The sequence below is a fragment of the Acinetobacter sp. NEB 394 genome (genome assembly GCF_013374795.1).
GTDB lineage: Bacteria > Pseudomonadota > Gammaproteobacteria > Pseudomonadales > Moraxellaceae > Acinetobacter > Acinetobacter johnsonii.
Genome location: NZ_CP055277.1, coordinates 395857 through 414425, shown reverse-complemented (window position 1 = coordinate 414425; position 18569 = coordinate 395857). Strand labels below are relative to the sequence as shown.

16 protein-coding genes and 2 pseudogenes are annotated in these 18569 nt (G+C 37.4%); 8 read left to right on the top strand and 10 right to left on the bottom strand.

Features of this window, described 5'->3' with window-relative positions:
* Positions 1-42: 42 nt before the first annotated feature.
* The 6 genes from HUK62_RS01815 to HUK62_RS01790 form a co-directional block, all read right to left on the bottom strand.
* Positions 43-1119, bottom strand: a complete 1077-nt coding sequence (locus tag HUK62_RS01815; protein WP_176536934.1) for a methyltransferase — start codon at positions 1117-1119, stop codon at positions 43-45.
* The gene (locus tag HUK62_RS01810) at positions 1119-2114 is read right to left on the bottom strand and encodes a hypothetical protein (RefSeq protein WP_148826979.1); all 996 of its coding nucleotides are present in this window, start codon (positions 2112-2114) and stop codon (positions 1119-1121) included. Before HUK62_RS01810 ends, HUK62_RS01815 begins: the two co-directional genes overlap by 1 nt.
* Positions 2107-4023 (bottom strand): hypothetical protein, encoded by a 1917-nt coding sequence (locus HUK62_RS01805; protein ID WP_148826980.1) that lies wholly within the window; start codon positions 4021-4023, stop codon positions 2107-2109. Before HUK62_RS01805 ends, HUK62_RS01810 begins: the two co-directional genes overlap by 8 nt.
* Positions 4020-4940: a hypothetical protein gene (locus HUK62_RS01800; RefSeq protein ID WP_176536933.1), complete on the bottom strand. Its 921-nt coding sequence runs from the start codon at positions 4938-4940 to the stop codon at positions 4020-4022. Before HUK62_RS01800 ends, HUK62_RS01805 begins: the two co-directional genes overlap by 4 nt.
* 15 nt (positions 4941-4955) lie before the next feature.
* Positions 4956-5618, bottom strand: a complete 663-nt coding sequence (locus HUK62_RS01795; protein ID WP_148826982.1) for a dUTP diphosphatase — start codon at positions 5616-5618, stop codon at positions 4956-4958.
* 1287 nt (positions 5619-6905) lie between these two features.
* Positions 6906-7115 (bottom strand): helix-turn-helix transcriptional regulator, encoded by a 210-nt coding sequence (locus HUK62_RS01790; RefSeq protein ID WP_176536932.1) that lies wholly within the window; start codon positions 7113-7115, stop codon positions 6906-6908.
* Positions 7116-7225: 110 nt separating this feature from the next.
* Here HUK62_RS01790 and HUK62_RS01785 point away from each other — a divergent pair, with 110 nt between their 5' ends.
* From HUK62_RS01785 to HUK62_RS01765, 5 genes are all read left to right on the top strand, one after another.
* Positions 7226-7441 (top strand): hypothetical protein, encoded by a 216-nt coding sequence (locus HUK62_RS01785; protein ID WP_176536931.1) that lies wholly within the window; start codon positions 7226-7228, stop codon positions 7439-7441.
* A gap of 13 nt (positions 7442-7454) precedes the next feature.
* Positions 7455-8636, top strand: coding sequence for a DUF3596 domain-containing protein (locus tag HUK62_RS01780; RefSeq protein WP_176536930.1), 1182 nt, complete (start codon positions 7455-7457; stop codon positions 8634-8636).
* Positions 8629-8877: a hypothetical protein gene (locus tag HUK62_RS01775; RefSeq protein WP_176536929.1), complete on the top strand. Its 249-nt coding sequence runs from the start codon at positions 8629-8631 to the stop codon at positions 8875-8877. Before HUK62_RS01780 ends, HUK62_RS01775 begins: the two co-directional genes overlap by 8 nt.
* A 67-nt stretch (positions 8878-8944) precedes the next feature.
* Positions 8945-9511: a DUF1376 domain-containing protein gene (locus tag HUK62_RS01770; RefSeq protein ID WP_005401918.1), complete on the top strand. Its 567-nt coding sequence runs from the start codon at positions 8945-8947 to the stop codon at positions 9509-9511.
* Positions 9512-9521: 10 nt separating this feature from the next.
* The gene (locus tag HUK62_RS01765) at positions 9522-10268 is read left to right on the top strand and encodes an ATP-binding protein (protein WP_176536928.1); all 747 of its coding nucleotides are present in this window, start codon (positions 9522-9524) and stop codon (positions 10266-10268) included.
* A gap of 232 nt (positions 10269-10500) precedes the next feature.
* Here HUK62_RS01765 and HUK62_RS01760 read toward each other — a convergent pair.
* A pseudogene (locus HUK62_RS01760) lies at positions 10501-10782 on the bottom strand (integrase core domain-containing protein); the annotation flags it as partial.
* 90 nt (positions 10783-10872) lie between these two features.
* Between HUK62_RS01760 and istA the strand changes: the two are divergent.
* The 3 genes and pseudogenes from istA to HUK62_RS01745 all read left to right on the top strand — a co-directional run.
* Positions 10873-11892 (top strand): IS21-like element ISAba8 family transposase, encoded by a 1020-nt coding sequence (gene istA, locus HUK62_RS01755; RefSeq protein ID WP_176536927.1) that lies wholly within the window; start codon positions 10873-10875, stop codon positions 11890-11892.
* Entirely contained in the window at positions 11892-12665 is a 774-nt protein-coding gene (gene istB / locus HUK62_RS01750) for an IS21-like element ISAba8 family helper ATPase IstB (protein WP_176536926.1), read from the top strand. The genes istA and istB overlap by 1 nt, the downstream gene beginning before the upstream one ends.
* A 152-nt stretch (positions 12666-12817) precedes the next feature.
* Positions 12818-13504: pseudogene (locus HUK62_RS01745) on the top strand (IS66 family transposase); the annotation flags it as partial.
* A 195-nt stretch (positions 13505-13699) separates the two neighbouring features.
* On the opposite strand, the gene HUK62_RS01740 reads toward HUK62_RS01745, so the two are convergent.
* Genes HUK62_RS01740 through HUK62_RS01730 form a run of 3 tightly spaced genes read right to left on the bottom strand, consistent with a single transcriptional unit; the run spans position 13700 to position 18533 of the window.
* Complete coding sequence (locus HUK62_RS01740) at positions 13700-14890, bottom strand: HlyD family efflux transporter periplasmic adaptor subunit (protein ID WP_005001541.1); 1191 nt, start codon at positions 14888-14890, stop codon at positions 13700-13702.
* Positions 14890-17022, bottom strand: a complete 2133-nt coding sequence (locus HUK62_RS01735) for a type I secretion system permease/ATPase (protein WP_000106054.1) — start codon at positions 17020-17022, stop codon at positions 14890-14892. The genes HUK62_RS01740 and HUK62_RS01735 overlap by 1 nt, the downstream gene beginning before the upstream one ends.
* Positions 17019-18533, bottom strand: a complete 1515-nt coding sequence (locus HUK62_RS01730; protein ID WP_176536925.1) for a TolC family protein — start codon at positions 18531-18533, stop codon at positions 17019-17021. Before HUK62_RS01730 ends, HUK62_RS01735 begins: the two co-directional genes overlap by 4 nt.
* Positions 18534-18569 lie beyond the last annotated feature (36 nt).

Sequence of the window (18569 nt, the reverse complement as noted above, 5' to 3'; positions counted from 1 at the left end):
TTAACTTTATTAAGTTGGCATATTTTTTTATGCACTCAAGGTTTAAGCAGCCAACTCATTAAACTTAATAATATTTTTATCGTAAAGATCAGAAATAAAAAAGTCTACTTTGTCTAATGTCGCATAAACCGCACCCGTTCCAGAATAGTTTTCTTTAAAATTTTTCCAATTTAAATGTATAATTTCTTTTAAAACTTGAGCTTCTTCAACACTTCTACAGTCTATAGAAAATATACAATCTGAAATCACAACCTCTACATCAGGCAATAAGATACAAACCTTATCCTGATTAAAATTACCAACTCTTGGAAATAACACTGCAGGTCCTTTTACTATAGAATTAGGGCAAGTTACATAAAGAGTATTTAAAAATTCGATTTTATGATTTTTTAAAGAAGTTGTGTGTACTAAAGGAAAGCCATCTTTATCCAGTTTTTTTGAGACTATATGCATTTGAAGCTTACCTCTAAAAACTTTTGATTTTAAAGGTTTTTTCTCACAAGATGAATCTAAAAATAATGCTTGAGGACTTATATTTTCTATTAAAATTATTGATGTTTTTACTTTAACTTTATCAAAACTAGCCTCTTTGTTCTGAGCAATAACTTTAAAAATATAGTTTTTTTTCAAATAGTTTAATGCTTTTCTATCTCTTTGGCTTGTTAAACAGCCATTTGGAACTACAGCAACCAAATAACCAGCTGGCTTTAAAAAAGCCAGCGACTTATAAATAAAACTTAAAGCAAGGCCTGAAGTGATTTCACAACTTATCCCTTCCCATGCGATAGGCTTCACGTGTCTCTGACTAAAAGGTGGATTCAACAATATCAAATCAATCTTATTTTCAAAAGACTTCAAGCCAGAATTAGAAACTAGTTTTGAGTCTAAAAAATTCATATTAAACTTATACCAGTTTTCCTCATTCAATAGATCTAATGTAGTTTTACATAAATCATTTGCAACAACACTCACCCCTCTCGGCCACTTTTTTAGAGCAGCATAAATTAGGCTACCCTCACCAACTGCAAAATCTGCAATGTAAGATGGTATAAATTCTTTTGGCAGGGAATCTACTAAAAGACTTGCCAATAGAGGAGGAGTAAAATGTTGATCAATCATTAAGCTGAACTTGTCCTACGTGTTCTCAAACTTCTTATAAAATCTTGTGTTCTAGTCGGATTTGGTTTGACGAGACTAGAAACATGATAAACATGTAGCTTTGAAGATCCATCAGTTCTACCTGATTTTCTAACTGGATGATCGTAGATTATCTCTATCTGAGGATGATTCAATGCAAACATGACGGCTGCTAAAGCATGAGGTTTAGTTCCTATAGGTGCAATTTTAATATGCTGTTCATTATACGTTGTATATACGTCATTTAATAAATAATAACAACTAAATGGACAGTCCCCAGGAGCATATCGAATTGATTCCCATGCACGAGTTTCAACTAATGAAGCTTTATTCCCCTTCAATGTTTCAAACACATACCATGGTTTAAATCCAGGTAACCCAACGATAGGCATTATATGTTCATTAGCAGGCTGAATTTGTTCAATAATGTATTTTAATCTCGTACCTTCAAAACCAAGCAAAGGAACAAACATAGTCTCTGCTTTTTTAGGCGCAAGTACTGCAAATCCAGGCAAAGGAGAAATTTCTGTGATTTTTTCACTTAAATCATAAATCTGCCCCTCAAGAGGAGCATCACTTCTACTATATAAACCTGGTTCTACATATACAACCAATACTTTATAACCATTGTCTATTGCAGACTTCAATACTCCTGCCCACGTAGAGTGAGATAAGCCCGTGATATCTACATAAATGTTTGATTCTTTTGAGACATCTTTCCATAAGTTTGATAAATTTTGGTCGCTTCTCAAAAAAATCTCATTTGAATCATCACCATTAACAATGAAGGAACTATTCGTTTTCTCTGAAATTTCAATGAAATTTACGTTTACTGTAGAATTCCTCCAATCAGCAATATGTTGACTTCTAACTTCATCTGTTAAGCCGAATACATAAATACTATGATCAAGTGGTTTAAAATCCCCTGCTTGTTGAAAAGTATCAGTATAAATTGGTACGTTTTTTAATTTATTCATAATAATTTCCAAACAACTGTAGTTGATCAGGTAGTTGAAAATCTAAGCTTTCATTACGATTAGAGTTTTCAAGTACTTCTTTAATACCTACTTTAGGTTGGAGAACTAACTTCAAAAGACTACTAGATTGCAAGGTTATCTTACGTTTTTTCCTATAGGAAAATACAAAAAATGGAGAAAAAATAGGATGGATCATGTAATCATAATCCCTAATATCAGTTTTATCAGTTAACTTGCTGCCAGGGGTTCTAGTTAAAGCTAAATGCATCACTGCTTGGGTAAGGATATTATTTACAGTATCTTCAGTTGTTACATCTGAATCGCTAGCTAATTGAAATTGATTAGCTTCAGGAGTATGCCCTAGAGGTGAAGCAGCTAATACACCAAAAACACGTCCTAGGCTTAATAACAATTTTGTTAGTTTCGCCCCTTCAACACTAAGCCCTTCCAATTCTGTTAGATTTTTTCGGCCAATTTGAATTGCAGCATTAGTTTGTACATCATAAGTGATTGGTATAAAATTAGTTGTATTTGACTCTTCCAATACATTTAAATGTTCCAATAATGCCGCATGTACCAACTCTAATAAGTAACGAATATTACCATTAGCTAAACTTAGATAAGTATCCCAACCTGTGTAATATTTTCTAATACCAACTTTACCTGTTCGAATAGAAAATAAAGATGCATAGAAATGATTATTCAATCTCGTATTCCAAGATTCTTTACCATTTAAAATCCAGTCTTCAACTAACTCAGCAAAACACTTACCATTTTCCTTTTCACTCCAATATTTTATGAAGAAAAGATAGCCTGGTTGTATCGCTTTAGCTTTTTCATAAAGGTTTTTATCAATTTTTATCTCTAAATCTTTTAACCATCCCAAATGACTATTTTTTAATAGTAAGTTAGCTTCTTCAAGTTGAGATAAAGATGGTAAAAGATCAGTTATTCTTATTTCCTCTTGCTGTCCAAGAAAACTAGAATCATTTAAACGACTATTAATGACGGCTTCAGCAAATTCCTTAAACTTATTAGCTTCTTTATTACCTGTACTATTCTGAAATATTTCTGTTAAATCAATTCGAACATAATCTGCCGGTGATGTTAACTGTTCATTCTCATTTAAAGTTGCCTTCTGTCTAAATCCTAACTCTCTTACACCTATTTTAAATGTATAAAAACTATTATTATGTTTTATAAGAGTATTTAATACTTGTTGTTGGTAATCTTGAAAATTTTCAAACTCATCAATTAAAAAAAAGAATTGCTTACCTTCTAACGCTGTACCTGAAAGCAAAGCCTCACTTAAAGTATCTATTGGTGCCCCTTGCATAGTAATTTTACTTGGAGGATTATCAACCACCTGATTAATAGAAGACTCAAATTCCAGTAATAAAATTTCTAACTCTTCTTCCAAATACTCTAAAGAATCAATTGCCTCCTCTAATTTTAGTACTGTTTTAATACCTCTCCATTTTCTTGGAGTTATTTCAATTTTTTCACCTGTATTTTTTTCATACCACAAAGCAAACTTAACTAATTCCTGACAAAAACATAAATTAATATAATGGCTGAAATAACTTATCCATCTATCTAAAGAAACATCATTCCCACTAAACGTTGCTACTCTATTAGTGTTTACTCTGTAATAGATACCTATAGAATTCCAATCCTGAATCTGGGTATTGGTATTTATAGCGAATTGTCCTGTATAGGACAGCCCTTTAAGTACAGTTGTTTTACCTGTGCCTCGGCCACCAATTAAAACACATGGTCGATTGGTTTTTAATTCCGAAAAATATCCTGGCTCATTGAAATGATCGAAAAGCTTTGAACTTAACCATTCAGCCCTGTATAAACCTAATAACTTTTGAGCTTGTTTTAATCTCAGTAAATAATTATTCATAACTCTCCCTTTTTCAAAAGAGGCTTAAATCCTCCTTCATTATGATAAAATAAAGGCAGTGTTGCATCTGGCCAACCGTGGGAAAAACCTAATACTAAGCCCAATTCTAAATATCCTTGCCAACTAACAATCTTCGTTCCATCAGCATTTACAATTACCCCCGCATTTTCTAATTCAGGTATACCAACTTTCATACTTATTTCTTTTATAAAATCTGGGCCATCTTTAGAGAAGTCTCTCCATATATAAGATTCTGGATTTAAAGCACTATGAAGTTCAGTATATAAATGTGCAGGTAGTACTTTTACAGGACAACATTTTCTAATTAAGTTATATCCCATCTGAGTACATATAGCTGGACAATAAAAGAATTTTCTATTAGGGAAATGCTCATATATTTTTTGAAAAGTTATATTCGGTAAAATTTCTTGCTGATGCCAGAAACTAATAAATTGATTACCAGAACCAACAAAATCATCGACGAAAACAAAGCTTGCTTCAGGGTTATATTGAATTACTTCAACAAACTTTTGTGAGGTAATTATTTGTGTTTCTGGTATACCTAAAACATCTCTAGAGCTTCTTGTAAATATGTATCCACTATCAGCATCACTTGGATCCTCTCCCGTAACCCTCAATATATAAAGATTATCTAAAAAAACCGACCACTCTCTAGCTGATAAAATAGAATCCGCCTTATTTGTTAGAATATATTTTGAAAGTGATACAAAACTGCTTTTAAATAATTGTTTAACCATGTCTTCAGAAAAATAAGTGAATTTTTCTAATAATCTTCTAGCAAACTTTTTCTCATCAGAATCAAAATTATTTATCCACTCTTGGGGAGCGAATTGATTTCTTTTAGGCCAAACCCCAGTGTCTATAAAATATTTCCACTGATCATCACTTTGAAACATTATTCAATACTCTGCTTATTTCTCTATTTGCTTATATCTTTGTTCTAACTGTGTGTATAGATAACTAGATAATTGAATATCTATCTTATCTTCATAATAATTATTTAAAATCTCATATAAATGTTCATTATCTTCGCGATTATTCCAAATTTTTATATATTCTCCAGATTTATATCCGTTGTGCTGTCTAAAACTGTTCAATACATTTTTCGCAACATATAGTTTATAGATTTCAACTATATCAAGAGATAACATAAGTGATAGATTCATAAAACTTTGTATATCAAAACTTTTATGTGTAACTGTAAAAGCCATGAAATCTTCAACTTTTGTTAATAGTTCACTTTTATCTATAGTTGTATGATGAATGTCTATCAAAGCATCTAAACTAACTTTCTCTAACTCTTTGGAAATTTCATCAATTGTTATTTTTCTTTGAAGAATATCACTAAGACCAAAGTGCCAAATATCTATTAACTCAATTTGGGCTTGTTCAATATCGATTTCTTGCTTCTTCCACCATTTCCAACCAATATGATCCATTAATTCTGCACATTCAGTCCAAATAGCCCTATACCAAGGATTTTTTGCATCACGCCAATTAGGGTTAATTACACTATTTATCGAATCTTGTAGATTCAACATTTCTTCAATAATTTCAAAATTATTATTTACCATAACGCCCTCAAATTTTTAAAAATATTCAACAACTTAATTATAAACTTCTTTTATATTGTATCAATGTTACCTTCATTTTAAATTTAATAAAAAATTGTACCTATGCACACGTACTCAATGGCGTACCAAACATATGGTTATTTCATTTGTTTATTCTTACCAAAGCCTATGTACATCTACATAGAGTTCTGTTTCTACGGATATAGCCTTGAAATCAATAAGCAGACTAAGAGCTTCTTGGATTAGGACGACATTTAAGTTGGTGAGTTGGTCGAATCAAGGATATGCGACAATGAGGACTAGAACGGAACCGATCGAAACTCCTGTTTATGATAACCAAAAGTTAAACGATTCGATAATTTATTAAATTCAATTATTGTGAAAAAAGTACAAGATGCTTTAAGGATCAATGTAGTTCACTTAAGTATTCCCTTCGGTACAAACTGTACAACAAAACCATTAAACAAGCAGAATCTAAGATATTGCTGCTATTTGTGTATCCCAGATCATGCCATAAAACTTAAAAGATAGCTTATCCATACTCAATCTATTTAAGACTAAAAAATGCCGTCGTTTATTTTACCAAACGATAAAACCAACAAGATATATAAAGATTTATGTCTTTAATTATTGTTGAATTTTTAACTTAAAATGTGACCAACTTACTCGTATATAATTTTATCTCACATTACGCCGCGAAATAAATTAAACATAAACCATTGTTTTAAATTGAATTAATTTTTTGTACTTTTATAAAGTATAATGCAACTTATGTTGGTGACTCTTGCCAAGGTTGGGGTCGCGAGTTCGAGTCTCGTTTCCCGCTCCAGATTCAAAAAGCCCTGATCGAAAGATTGGGGCTTTTTTTATGTTGATTTTATTAGATTTTTTAAAATAAGAAAGCTTCTTACGCTGATTTCAAATACCGTCTATCCCAACGTCTTCAATTTGCATGGTGACCACAAGTGACCAAAAAGTGCCTTCAATAAATCAAGAAGATACGAAACTCTGTTTAAAAATGCTTAGAAAATTACTCTACCGAGAATTTTTATGTCATTAGACTTCTATTCTTTTTTAATTCAATATTCTTACAAGATCAAATAGTAGCGTGACCAAATTTGGTCACGCAATAACACCCTCGATAAATACAGATCATTTTTAAAAATTTCTTAAATTCAGTCCAGCATGCTCAATCTACACACTTATCTGAAAAATCAAAGTCAAAAGTACTCTAAAAAATAAGGTGACCAAATTTGGTCACCTTATTTTTATAGATATTTCATTAGCTTAAGATTCTTCAACTTGTAATTTCAGAAGATCTCCAACCTCTACATTTAATAATAAACAGAGCTTCTCAATAGTTTCAAAATCAATACGAGTCGATTGACCATTATAAAGTTTATGCAGAGTGGTTTTACTCATCCCTGTTTCACGCGCAACATCCGCAACCTTCATTCTACGTTCTGCTAATAAGACTGGCAAATTGCAAACTATCATTAATTACCACCATTGTGTAATAAAGTACTTGCATGATGTATTTAATACTTGTAGTATTTCATTGTGTTCTTAAATAACATCATTGTGATACTTTATAAAAGGATATACATATGAACTTCACGTATCTTACTACAAAAGAGCTTTCGGAACGAATTCATTACAACGAACGCACTATCCGAAATCAACTCAAAGATAGCGTCTTACTCGAAGGTATTCACTACATTCGCCCATTTGGTGGCCGCAAAATTCTTTTTGTTTGGGAGCGCATTGAGGAAGACATGACAAAAACCTCGTTCGGCTCTCTTTATAACCTACAACTACAATAGGAGTCTTAATCACATGGCCTCAATCCGTACAAGATACGGCAAGCTTACAATCGATTTTCGGTACTTAAATAAGCGTTGCCGTGAAACAACTGCAATGGAAGACACCCCCAACAATCGCAAAAAACTTGAAAAAGCGATTGAACGTATGGAAGCTGAAATGCTCTTGGGTGTATTTGATTATGCAAAATATTTTCCCAAAAGTGCTCGGCTGGCAGAAATTAAAACCGCCGAAAACCTAATTAATGCAGTGAGCTCTAAAACACCTATTTTTTCTAAATATTGTGAAATATGGGTTACTGACAAAGAAATTGAATGGCGTAGCAGCTATGCAGGAAAAATTAGGATTGTTATTCGAAAATATTTAACTCCATATTTTGGAAAAATTCCTGTTATTAACATCAAAAAGTCAGACATCCTTGGATTCCGTTCATCCCTCGCCAAAGTGACATACGGAAATAACCAAGAATGCCTTTCACCATCACGAATCAACCAGATTATGACAGTACTTCGTATGATACTCGATAGTGCTGCCGAACGATATGACTTTGATAGCCCTTATAAAAATATCAAGAACTTAAAGCAAGGAAAGATTGAAGTTACTCCCTTTTCTCTGGAAGAGGTACATAAAATTCTTAGCACTGTTCGTGATGATTTTAAGCCTTATTACACTATTCGCTTTTTTACGGGTATGCGTACCAGTGAAATCGATGGTCTTCAATGGGAAAATATCGACTTACAACGTCGTGAAATCCATATCAGAGAAGCGTTAGTGAATGGTGTGCTTGGTGGAACCAAAACTTATGGTTCTGACCGTACCATCCAAATGAGTGATCGGGTTTATCAGGCCTTTCTGCAACAGAAAAGCTTAAATAATGGTAAATCCAGTTTTGTCTTCTGTAATCGTGATGGTGGGCCTCTCGATTATCGCTTGGTAAACAAGCGTGTCTGGCATCCCCTGCTACGCTTTTTAGGGCTAAAGCCCCGTCGTGCTTATCAAACACGTCATACCGCAGCAACTCTCTGGCTGTCGGCAGGCGAGAACCCGGAGTGGATCGCACGCCAGCTGGGACATTCAACTACTGAAATGCTGTTTCGGGTCTATAGCCGTTACATCCCCAATGTTACACGTCGCGATGGCAGTGCTTTTGAAGCCATGCTAGAAAAACTCAATACAGAGGAGCTTGCACATGAATAGTAAGGCTTTCTTTGGTGGTGTGGTCGTCAGCCCAGAAGCAGATATGGTCGCTCGTGAATTAATCTATGAGCTACACATTCCCAAACTGCACAATCTGGCCTTTTTGCTGGAAATCAATAAATGTTTCGATGACCATCAGGCTTTGAGACTTTGGCTACAGCGAATGCTAGATGATGGACAAGCCCATTACGATGATTTAGCTCAACAAGCCCGTATCCGGTTAATAAATCTAGCTCCCTGATCTAATAAATATACAAGGTCATCAAATTGATGACCTTAGCCCCTTATACCCATAAAAAGGTAAACCCATGCATAAAGATATTTCAATTTGGATGCCACTTTATATTGGCGACTTACAGGCAAAATTCGCACGAATGACTGTAGAACAAATCGGTGCAACACTGCTGTTAATGATGGATTTCTGGAAAAATGGTGCCATTCCTCATGACCTAGCGACTGTATGTAGCATCACAAAATTATCGCAACATACCAAAGCTAAAACTTTATTGAATACGCTGTTGGCCCTTGAATTGTTTGAAGTCGAATCTGAGCAGATTCATTCAAATTTTTTAACCAGTTTAAAAAGCCAGGCATTGCAAAATCAGCAAATGAAATCTGATAAAGCTAAAAATGCAGCTCAAGCACGTTGGGGGAAATCCGCAAGTAATGCTCAAGCATCAACTAAGCAACAAAAAGTAAATGCTCAAGCAGGTCCTGAGAAGAGCTCGAGTATTACTCAAGTTATACTTGAATCATGCCCTTCATCTTCATCTTCATCTTCATCTTCATCTTCATCTTCATCTTCATCTTCATCTTCATCTTCAAATTTTGAAGAAAAAAATGAGAGTTTTTTAGAAAATTCAAAATGGATTTAGGAGATCAGCCATGAATACCATCCTTAAAACACTCCAGTTTCGTGCAGAAACAACGGAAACACTTTGCCCTGCCCATCATATACCCATGATAGAAATTGCAGGTCACAGGCTCTGTAAATTGTGTGCCAAAGAAACCGTCCATCACTCACATGCGGCTTATGAGAATGAACTGCAACAGCGATTACTACAGCAGAAAATTAAAAATTCAGGACTCAATAAACGCTACCTGGATCGTGGCTTCAAGAATTATGTAGTTGCATGTACTGCACAAGACAATGCCATCAAACTATGTCAGGCTTTTGCACAGCAGATTATTTCTGACCACAACCCGAACATGTTGATGATTGGTACACCGGGTACAGGCAAAACCCACCTGAGTGCATCAATCATTCGCAACATTCTACATAACAGTACAAAATCTGCACGCTACTATACCAGTGCAGAAATTGCTCAAAAAATGATGGATACCTGGTCTGATCCTTCACGTTCTGAGAAGGAAGTTATCGACCATTTCTCCAGTTTTGATTTATTAGTGATTGATGAATATGGCCTGCATGACCGGCATGAAAAACGTCTAGAAATGGTACATAAGGTTTTATATAGCCGTTATGAGAGTATGAAGTCGACTCTACTAATTTCCAATTTCACAGTCCAAAATATGCAGCGGGATTTAGGTATCCGATTATGGTCACGATTACATGAAAACAATTTGATTGTAGTACCGTGTTATTGGGATGATCAACGAATAATCGGATAGCCAAACTCTTTGCTCAAGCCAATTATCTTCCGAGATAATTGGCTTTTTATTACAAGAATTACTTACAGAATATCTCGCTTCCATAAGTATAACTGAAAATAATACTTCTAAGCTGCCTATCCGGCAGTGAACAGCATCACTACGGAGCCGAACCAGCGTTTCACATTTCTAAGCTGCCTATGCGGCAGTGAACTGAACCATACCGGGTTTGTCGGAGATTTTTTTATTTAAGTTAGGCCACCTGACCTAACGGGTTAATCTTATCATAGTACATTGCTTCAAACTCAAAAGGCGATACATAACCCAGTGCACTGTGTACACGCTTTTTATTGAACCAATATACCCAGTTTAGTGTCGCAAGTTGTACATCTGCTAAACCTTGCCAATCTGCTTTTAAATATTCAATCACCTCTGTTTTGTATAAGCCATTCACCGTTTCAGCCAGAGCATTATCGTATGAATCACCCGTTGTACCGACTGATGCTCGTAAATTTGCTGCTTCTAAACGATTGGTATTGTTAGCGGCAGTGTAAAAATGACCCCCTAATGGCATTTAAAAACTGACCCCCTTGGTTAATATAGCGGTCATTTTGGACTGCTCAACATGTTAACTTTGGAGCAAGCAGTGACAATCCAAATACTTCATCAACAAGGTAAATCTATTAAAGCGATTACTCGTGAACTGGGGGTATCCAGAAATACCGTACGTAAATATTTACGGCAAAACACCACACCTCAGTATCAGCGTATACAGCCTAGAATAAGTATCCTTGACCCATATAAACCCTATTTACTCCAACGTGTAAATGCAGCTCATCCTGAATGGATTCCTGCTGTTGTGCTCTACCAGGAAATTTTAGGGTTGGGATATCCAGGAAAGATCAGGATCTTGAGGGAATATCTTGCAACATTAAAACCAGTTGCTAAACCGGAACCGATCATTCGTTTTGAAACCCAACCTGGCCAACAAATGCAGGTAGATTTCACCACAATTCGACGCAACAACACGACTTTAAAAGCCTTTGTCGCAACATTAGGCTATTCCAGAGCGACTTTCGTGAAATTTTATGATCATGAACGTACCGATGCATGGATCGATGGTCTAGAAAATGCATTTCAGTTCTTTGCAGGAGTACCTCAAGAAATCCTGTTTGATAACGCTAAAACGATCATGATTGAACGGGATGCCTATCAGGAGGGGCAGCATAAATGGAACCCCAAACTGCTCGACTGCGCCAAGAAGTACAGCTTTCGTCCTCGCGTATGTAAGCCCTACCGTGCACAGACCAAAGGCAAAGTTGAACGCTTTAATGGATACCTCAAATCAAGCTTTATTGTGCCATTGAAAGCAAGCCTGAAGACTTCGGGTTTACTGTTAGATGTTGATGTCGCCAATGCCCACATTGGCCGGTGGCTGCATGAAACCGCCAATCAGCGGATTCATGCCACCACGCAAGAAAAACCGGCTGTTCGACTACAACAGGAGCAGCAAAAATTTACGCCATTACCGCAATCAGATACAGGTTCCAGCACTGTACCTGTTGCAGCAGCACAGCATGTCATGCCCTACGAGAGTTTGCAGCATCCCTTATCGATATATGACCAGTTGCTGGGAGTTTCCTGATGAATCTGCAATACGACCGTATAGAGCAACTTTGCCAAAAGCTTAATCTGCCTGCCATCACATCACAATGGTCACATCATGCACAACAAACATTAGGTCAGGATGGAAGTTATGCCGACTTTGTTGAAGCGATCTTGACGCATGAATATGCTGCCAGGCAACAGCGTAGCCAGCAGGTACTGATGAAACTCTCAGGCCTGCCTCAAGTCAAAACCCTGGAAGACTATGATTTTAATTATGCCCTAGGGGCCCCTAAATCACAGGTGATTGAACTGTTCAATCTGAGCTTTATTGCTAGAGCAGAAAATGTGGTGTTTCTCGGGGCTAGCGGAGTAGGAAAAACGCATTTATCTATGGCATTAGGCTATAAGGCCATCATGAACAACATTAAGATCAAGTTCATTACCGCAGCGGATTTAATGCTGCAACTGAGTACAGCCTATCAGCAAGGTAAATTGAAAACCTATATGCAACGTGCGGTACTGGGACCAAAGTTACTGATTATCGATGAAATTGGTTATTTACCGTTTGGACGTGAAGAAGCGAATCTGTTCTTTAACGTGATTGCCAAGCGTTATGAAAAAGGCAGTACGATATTGACGAGTAACTTACCCTTTAGCCAATGGTCTAAGTCATTTGCGGATGATGTTACGTTGACCGCTGCGATGTTAGATCGGCTATTACATCACTGTCATGTGGTACAGATATCGGGTGAGAGTTATCGTTTGAAGGATAAAAAGAGAGTAGGAATTCAACCACAAATTGAGTCTTAATAAATCATCAAAGGGGTCAATTTTACTTTGCTGTTTTTAAGGTAAAAGGGGTCAGTTTTAAATTGCCGTTGACAGTGAAGGGATTCATCTGCTGTATCTCGAAATAAATAAGATATTTAGCTTATCATGTCAGCCTATTTGCAACAGTGCCCTTTCAGGATAGTCGTTCAGGCCAGCATGCTGCAGAGTTCCTGAATGGCTGGCAGGGCAATCTAGTCTGTGATGATTACAGTGGTTATAAAGCACGCTTTAAATCAGGTCAGGTCATTGAGGTGGGCTGCATGGCCCATGCACGTCGTAAATTCCATGAACTGCATGTGACCGGGAAAAGTCAGGTCGCTGAACAGGCATTGGTGCTGATTCAGAAACTGTATGCGATAGAAGCAGAACTCAGGAAAAAGACCGATGGTACGGCAGAACAGCGCCGCGAATACCGACAACAGCATAGTCAACCGGTGATGCAACAACTGTATGAATGGCTTAACCAACATCAACTGACTGTGCCATCGAGTTCTCCAACCGCCAAGGCCATCAATTACACTCTGAAGCGTTGGCCAGCTTTAAGCCGCTATCTGGATGATGGCAATCTACCTATAGATAATAATTGGGTGGAAAACCAGATGCGACCTTGGGCGTTGGGACGTAAGAATTGGCTATTTGCAGGTTCGCTGCGCAGCGGTCAGCGAGCAGCCAATATCATGACATTAATCCAGTCAGCAAAGCTGAATGGCTTGTATCCGTATGCCTATTTAAGTGATGTGCTGAAAAGGCTGCCGACGCATAAAGCGACCCAAATAGAAGAATTACTGCCACATCGCTGGAAATCCAACTCAAATTAAAAAATAGGCATGGGGTTCAGCGGACGCTTACACTCAAACTTATCTGGTTTTAACTAAACTCATATTTTTGAGCTGTGCGACAGGTATTTTTTTATTGATTGGGTATTATCGGCTTGTGGTTCGTGCGCGGTAATGAGATATCTAAAATTAAAAAAAGGATTTTGTATCACTACAAAATCCATAAAATTTAAGACTTTATCTTTCTCTTAACGCTTCTCTGGCTTTATTGAATGGCTTAATCAAATAGTCCAGCACTGTTTTCTGTCCAGTGCGAATATCAACTGTCGCCACCATTCCAGGCGTAATCGCAAAAGTCTTACCCTGTTTATTTCGCAGCTTATCTGAATCAGTGCGAATATAAACCCGATAGTAAAATTGATCCTGTTTAACTTCATCTCGAATCGTATCAGGAGATATCACGGTCACTTTGCCATGTAATCCGCCATATATCGCATAATCGTACGCTGTAATTTTGACTAAAGCTTGTTGGTTTGGACGAATAAAGGCAATATCTCTTGGCGAAATTCTAGCTTCGATCAGAAGCTGTTCATCTAACGGCACAATCGTCATAATCTTGCCATTAGGAGGAATTACGCCACCTAAAGTCATTACATCGATTTCTTTTACCACACCGCGAACAGGCGCTCTAAAGACTGTACGATTTAATGTATCTGATTTTCCTTTCACAATCTGCCGTTGTGTTTCTACGTCGGTATTGGCTTTGGATAATTCTTCCCTTGCTTTTACATAATACTGACTACGTGTATCATTAATTTGCTTTTGTAAATCAGAAGCTTGACGTTTTAACCTTAAAACCTCTACCTCACTTGCAGCTCCTTTAGCAACTAACGGCTCAGTCATTCTTAGCTCTTGCTGTACCAATGTTAAAGAAGTCGTTAGATCTGATATTGACTCTTCTAAATTTATCCGTCGTGTATTATACAACTGTGTTTCTTCACGAACCAATTGCGAATCTTTTTGAACTATCTCGGGAAATTGTAATGCAGTTCCATTTACTTCTGCCCGTAAACGTGCCGAAGTGGCCAATGAAGAAACGAGCAAAGACTGCGATTCACCTACATTAGATGCAAAGCGAGTCGGATCAAATTGTGCCAATATGGTGCCTTTTTCTACAATATCACCTTCTTTAACATCGAGTTTGGTCAAAATACCACCCTCTAATGACTGAATAATTTGCTCTTTAGAAGATGGAATAACTTTACCCGTACCTGTAGAAACTTCTTCCAATTTAAATAAAGCAGCCCATATAAAGAACACCAAAAGTCCTAAGCCAATAATCCAGATGACCATACTCGATTTAGGTAAAGGTGGTTCATGAAATGAAGCTTTAGCAGGACGTTTTGTTTGTTGTGGTTGTTCATTCATTATTGTGCCCCACTGGATGGATGAGTTTGATTATTTGATTGACTCAAAATCTGATCGCGTGGACCATCCATCACAATTTTCCCCTCATTCATGACAATAATTCGATCAACTAATGCCAAAACAGCTCGCCGATGAGTTGCAACAATTAAAGTCCGATGCCCCATCCAATTCATTAGATGATCAATAAATTGTTTTTCTGCTACATCATCAATCGACGCTGTTGGCTCATCTAACAATACAATATTAGGTTGGCGAATAAGCAAGCGTGACAGCAACAAAGCCTGCCGTTGTCCACCAGAGAAACCTAAGCCACCCTCAAGTACAAGATGATCAAGACCTTCTTTTTTATCTTGTACAAATGACCAAGCTCCTGTCATTTTGAGCGCCTGAATCAAGTCATCATCTGAGGCTAAAGGTGCGCCTAAAGTTAGGTTTTCCCTGATTGTGCCATAAAACAAATGCGCACTCTGATTAAGTAACCCTGTATCACGACGAATATCAGCAGGATCAATCAGTGATAAATCAAGACCATCAAGATAAATATTACCTTGCTGCGGCATTTGCATGCCTGATAATAATTGCAATAATGTGGATTTCCCCGCGCCATTTCGGCCTAAAATTGCAATTTTCTCTCCCGCCCGAATTGCTAGTTGAGCAATCGCTAGATTGGGTTTTGCATCATCTTGATTATATTTAAATAAAGTGCCATTCAATTGATAATCACCCAACAATACTGAGCGATGGATCAAATGCGCCCGATCAGGTTGGTCAACTGGCTTTTTCATTAACTCATCAAGACTACTTTTTGCGACTTTGGCTTGCTGTAAACGTCCCAAAACACCCGTAATTTGTGCAATTGGTGCCAACATTCGTGAAGATAAAATTGAGCATGCAACCAATGCACCTGTGGTCATTTCTCCACTAATCACGGCAAAACAGCCAACAAGTACCACAAGAGCATAAGTCAGACCTTGGACTTTTTGCGTCCATGCAGTCATCACGCCCACTATTTTACGCTGCTTCATACTAATATCGGCAGACATTTCATTCATATGATTCCATTGATTCTGGAATCTGGATTCAGCGCGTAACAGCTTAATGTCCTCTATGCCTTGCACTGATTCCACCAATATTGCATTACGAATCGAAGACTCACGCATTCCCTCTCTGGCAAGTTTAGCCAGTGGTCTTTGTGCCAATATGGCTGGAATAATCATAAGCGGTACAACAAGTACCATGACCCAGAAAAGATTGCCGCCAATGATCCAGAATATAACCAAAAATAAAAAGAAAAATGGCAAGTCGGCAATGGCGCTAATCGTCGTTGAGGTGACTAGCTCCCGCACCCCTTCCAACTCCCGAATTTGGGAAATAAAAGTACCTGTTGATTTGGAACGCTCACTATTTTTAATTCTGAGCGTATGACCAAAAACCCGATCTGAAATACGCAAGTCTGCTCGTTTACCAATAATATCTGATAAATAGATACGCGCTACACGTAAAACAAATTCAAAAATTGCCGCAATCAATACACCACCTGCCAACACCCATAACGTAGGAATTGACTGAGAAGGCACGACTCGATCATAGACTTGCATTGAAAATATAATGGTTGCCAGTGCCAGAATATTTGCAATTAATGATGCAAACATAATATCGATATATCGTTTCCAGTCACGTAACACGATCGACCAGAACCAACTACTCTCATAAGGTTTGATATATTCATCAATACGCGCATCTGCAACTGATTTTTCAGGTCGCAGGATATAAACACTTTCAATTTCATGTTGAAGGTCAGAAGCAACAAAACTTTGCGCAAGCCCCTGATCACCACTCATCTGGATACTGACATTATGATCGACATCTGCCTGATCAACCACACCAACTTGACCATCCTTGAATACCACGATGACTGGTAAACGCCATGGATTAAGCATCTCTTTTGAAAATTTACTTTTACGTACACTTAAGCCAATCTGACGTGCAATCGTTTTCACGACCTCATCTGCTGCACTAGCCCCTGCCCAATCCATCTGCAAACGGATACGTTCTTCAGAGGTTTCGATACGATAATGTTTGGCAATCAATAAAATTGCCTGAAGATATGGCTGGTAATTCATCGTACTCATGGCTGAACCTCAACCCCCTGAATGGATAGACGATTAAGATGATAAACATCTCGTGATTGACCTGTAGTCGAGATAAGTTGGACTAGATTTGCATAAATATCATAACGATTATTTTCAATTTCCATATTTGCACTATGAATGGCTTGTTCAGCATTAAGTAAGTCCACTACTGTCCGCGTACCAAGCTTATATTGCTCCTGATATAATTCTTTTGTTCTGGTGGTGGTTGATTGTCTGGCAACCAAAACCTGCATCTGCCGTTGTTTATTTGTGACTTGTTCCTCAGTCATGCGAATCTGTTCCAGAATATCCATATAACTATTTTGTACTTTGGCTTTGGCAGCTTCTTCTGCATAACTTGCAGCGCGACTTTGCGCCCCCACTGATCCACCCTGAAAGAAGTTACTGCTTGCTTCAAATTTAATTGAACTATCAAATCCGTCATCCTTGTTATTGTTTGGATTGACACCATTCAGTGCCTGACTTAGCGTTCCAACTAAATTTAAAGTAGGGTAACGACTGAGATCTGTCTGAGTTTTCTGTGCTTTTGCGACATTTACTTCTGCTTGAGCAGACATAATCGTAGGAATCGTATTGATTTTAGGTGCTTCAAAAATCTTTGATTCAGTGACTACATTTTCAGGTATTTTCCAGTTGATCCGACTGATATCAAAGCCCAGTAAAGTCCGTAATTTTTGTTGATACAGTCTTAATTGTGTTTGTTGAGCAATTAAATTTGATTGGGAAGCTTCAAGATACGACTTCGCCTGCACGGGATCTGCCTGACTGCTAATGCCAGCATTTGCACGCAAATTGGCAATCTCAGCAATACGTGCAATCCCATCTACTTGCTGCTGTGCAATGCGACAGACTTCCTCATAGCGTTTTAGATTCACGATTGCACTTGCAACCTCAAGTGCAACCTCATCAATCTTGACCAGCACTTGCGCCTGCTGCAATGCTAATCTGGCTTTTTGAATATCCACACTGGATTTGACCTTACCAAAATCATAGACCATCGGTGTCGCATTAAGACTTAATAACTGCCGACCGCGTTCGCCAGAAGTCATATCTCCAGTCGAAATACCACCCGATAATTGAGGATAATATGCAGCTTTAGCCACATCAATATTGGCATTTTGAGAAGCAAGACTCGCAATATTTTGACTAATTTCAGGATGTCGCTGAACCGCAATTTTCACTGCCTCAGAAATATCAAGCGTTCTTGAAGTGGGGCTTACCAAGCTCAATCCCGCAGTATTGACCGTATTGGAATGTGTTGAACCGATAACAGGAAGTTCATCAAACTTTGAGGTATCGACATCAAAATTTGAGAGCTGTTTAAGATCTACTTTATTAAAATGATCATCCGATTTTGGGGTAAATACACCTTGTAAATTATCTTTTAACGAAGTTGCAATTTCCTGACCAGACGCTGCATAAAGTAAAGGCATATAAAGGCTAAGAAGTGAACATAAACTCGTCTTTATTAATACATTCCGTTTATTCATGATATTGTTTCACGACTATAATAATGATGAGGAAAA

Coding starts and splice junctions, on each gene's coding strand:
- HUK62_RS01740 (WP_005001541.1), bottom strand. CDS start 14,890: ATGAATGAACAACCACAACAAACAAAACGTCCTGCTAAAGCTTCATTT.
- HUK62_RS01780 (WP_176536930.1), top strand. CDS start 7,455: ATGGCCTCAATCCGTACAAGATACGGCAAGCTTACAATCGATTTTCGG.
- istB (WP_176536926.1), top strand. CDS start 11,892: ATGAATCTGCAATACGACCGTATAGAGCAACTTTGCCAAAAGCTTAAT.
- HUK62_RS01815 (WP_176536934.1), bottom strand. CDS start 1,119: ATGATTGATCAACATTTTACTCCTCCTCTATTGGCAAGTCTTTTAGTA.
- istA (WP_176536927.1), top strand. CDS start 10,873: ATGTTAACTTTGGAGCAAGCAGTGACAATCCAAATACTTCATCAACAA.
- HUK62_RS01775 (WP_176536929.1), top strand. CDS start 8,629: ATGAATAGTAAGGCTTTCTTTGGTGGTGTGGTCGTCAGCCCAGAAGCA.
- HUK62_RS01795 (WP_148826982.1), bottom strand. CDS start 5,618: ATGGTAAATAATAATTTTGAAATTATTGAAGAAATGTTGAATCTACAA.
- HUK62_RS01805 (WP_148826980.1), bottom strand. CDS start 4,023: ATGAATAATTATTTACTGAGATTAAAACAAGCTCAAAAGTTATTAGGT.
- HUK62_RS01735 (WP_000106054.1), bottom strand. CDS start 17,022: ATGAGTACGATGAATTACCAGCCATATCTTCAGGCAATTTTATTGATT.
- HUK62_RS01770 (WP_005401918.1), top strand. CDS start 8,945: ATGCATAAAGATATTTCAATTTGGATGCCACTTTATATTGGCGACTTA.
- HUK62_RS01810 (WP_148826979.1), bottom strand. CDS start 2,114: ATGAATAAATTAAAAAACGTACCAATTTATACTGATACTTTTCAACAA.
- HUK62_RS01765 (WP_176536928.1), top strand. CDS start 9,522: ATGAATACCATCCTTAAAACACTCCAGTTTCGTGCAGAAACAACGGAA.
- HUK62_RS01785 (WP_176536931.1), top strand. CDS start 7,226: ATGAACTTCACGTATCTTACTACAAAAGAGCTTTCGGAACGAATTCAT.
- HUK62_RS01800 (WP_176536933.1), bottom strand. CDS start 4,940: ATGTTTCAAAGTGATGATCAGTGGAAATATTTTATAGACACTGGGGTT.
- HUK62_RS01730 (WP_176536925.1), bottom strand. CDS start 18,533: ATGAATAAACGGAATGTATTAATAAAGACGAGTTTATGTTCACTTCTT.
- HUK62_RS01790 (WP_176536932.1), bottom strand. CDS start 7,115: ATGATAGTTTGCAATTTGCCAGTCTTATTAGCAGAACGTAGAATGAAG.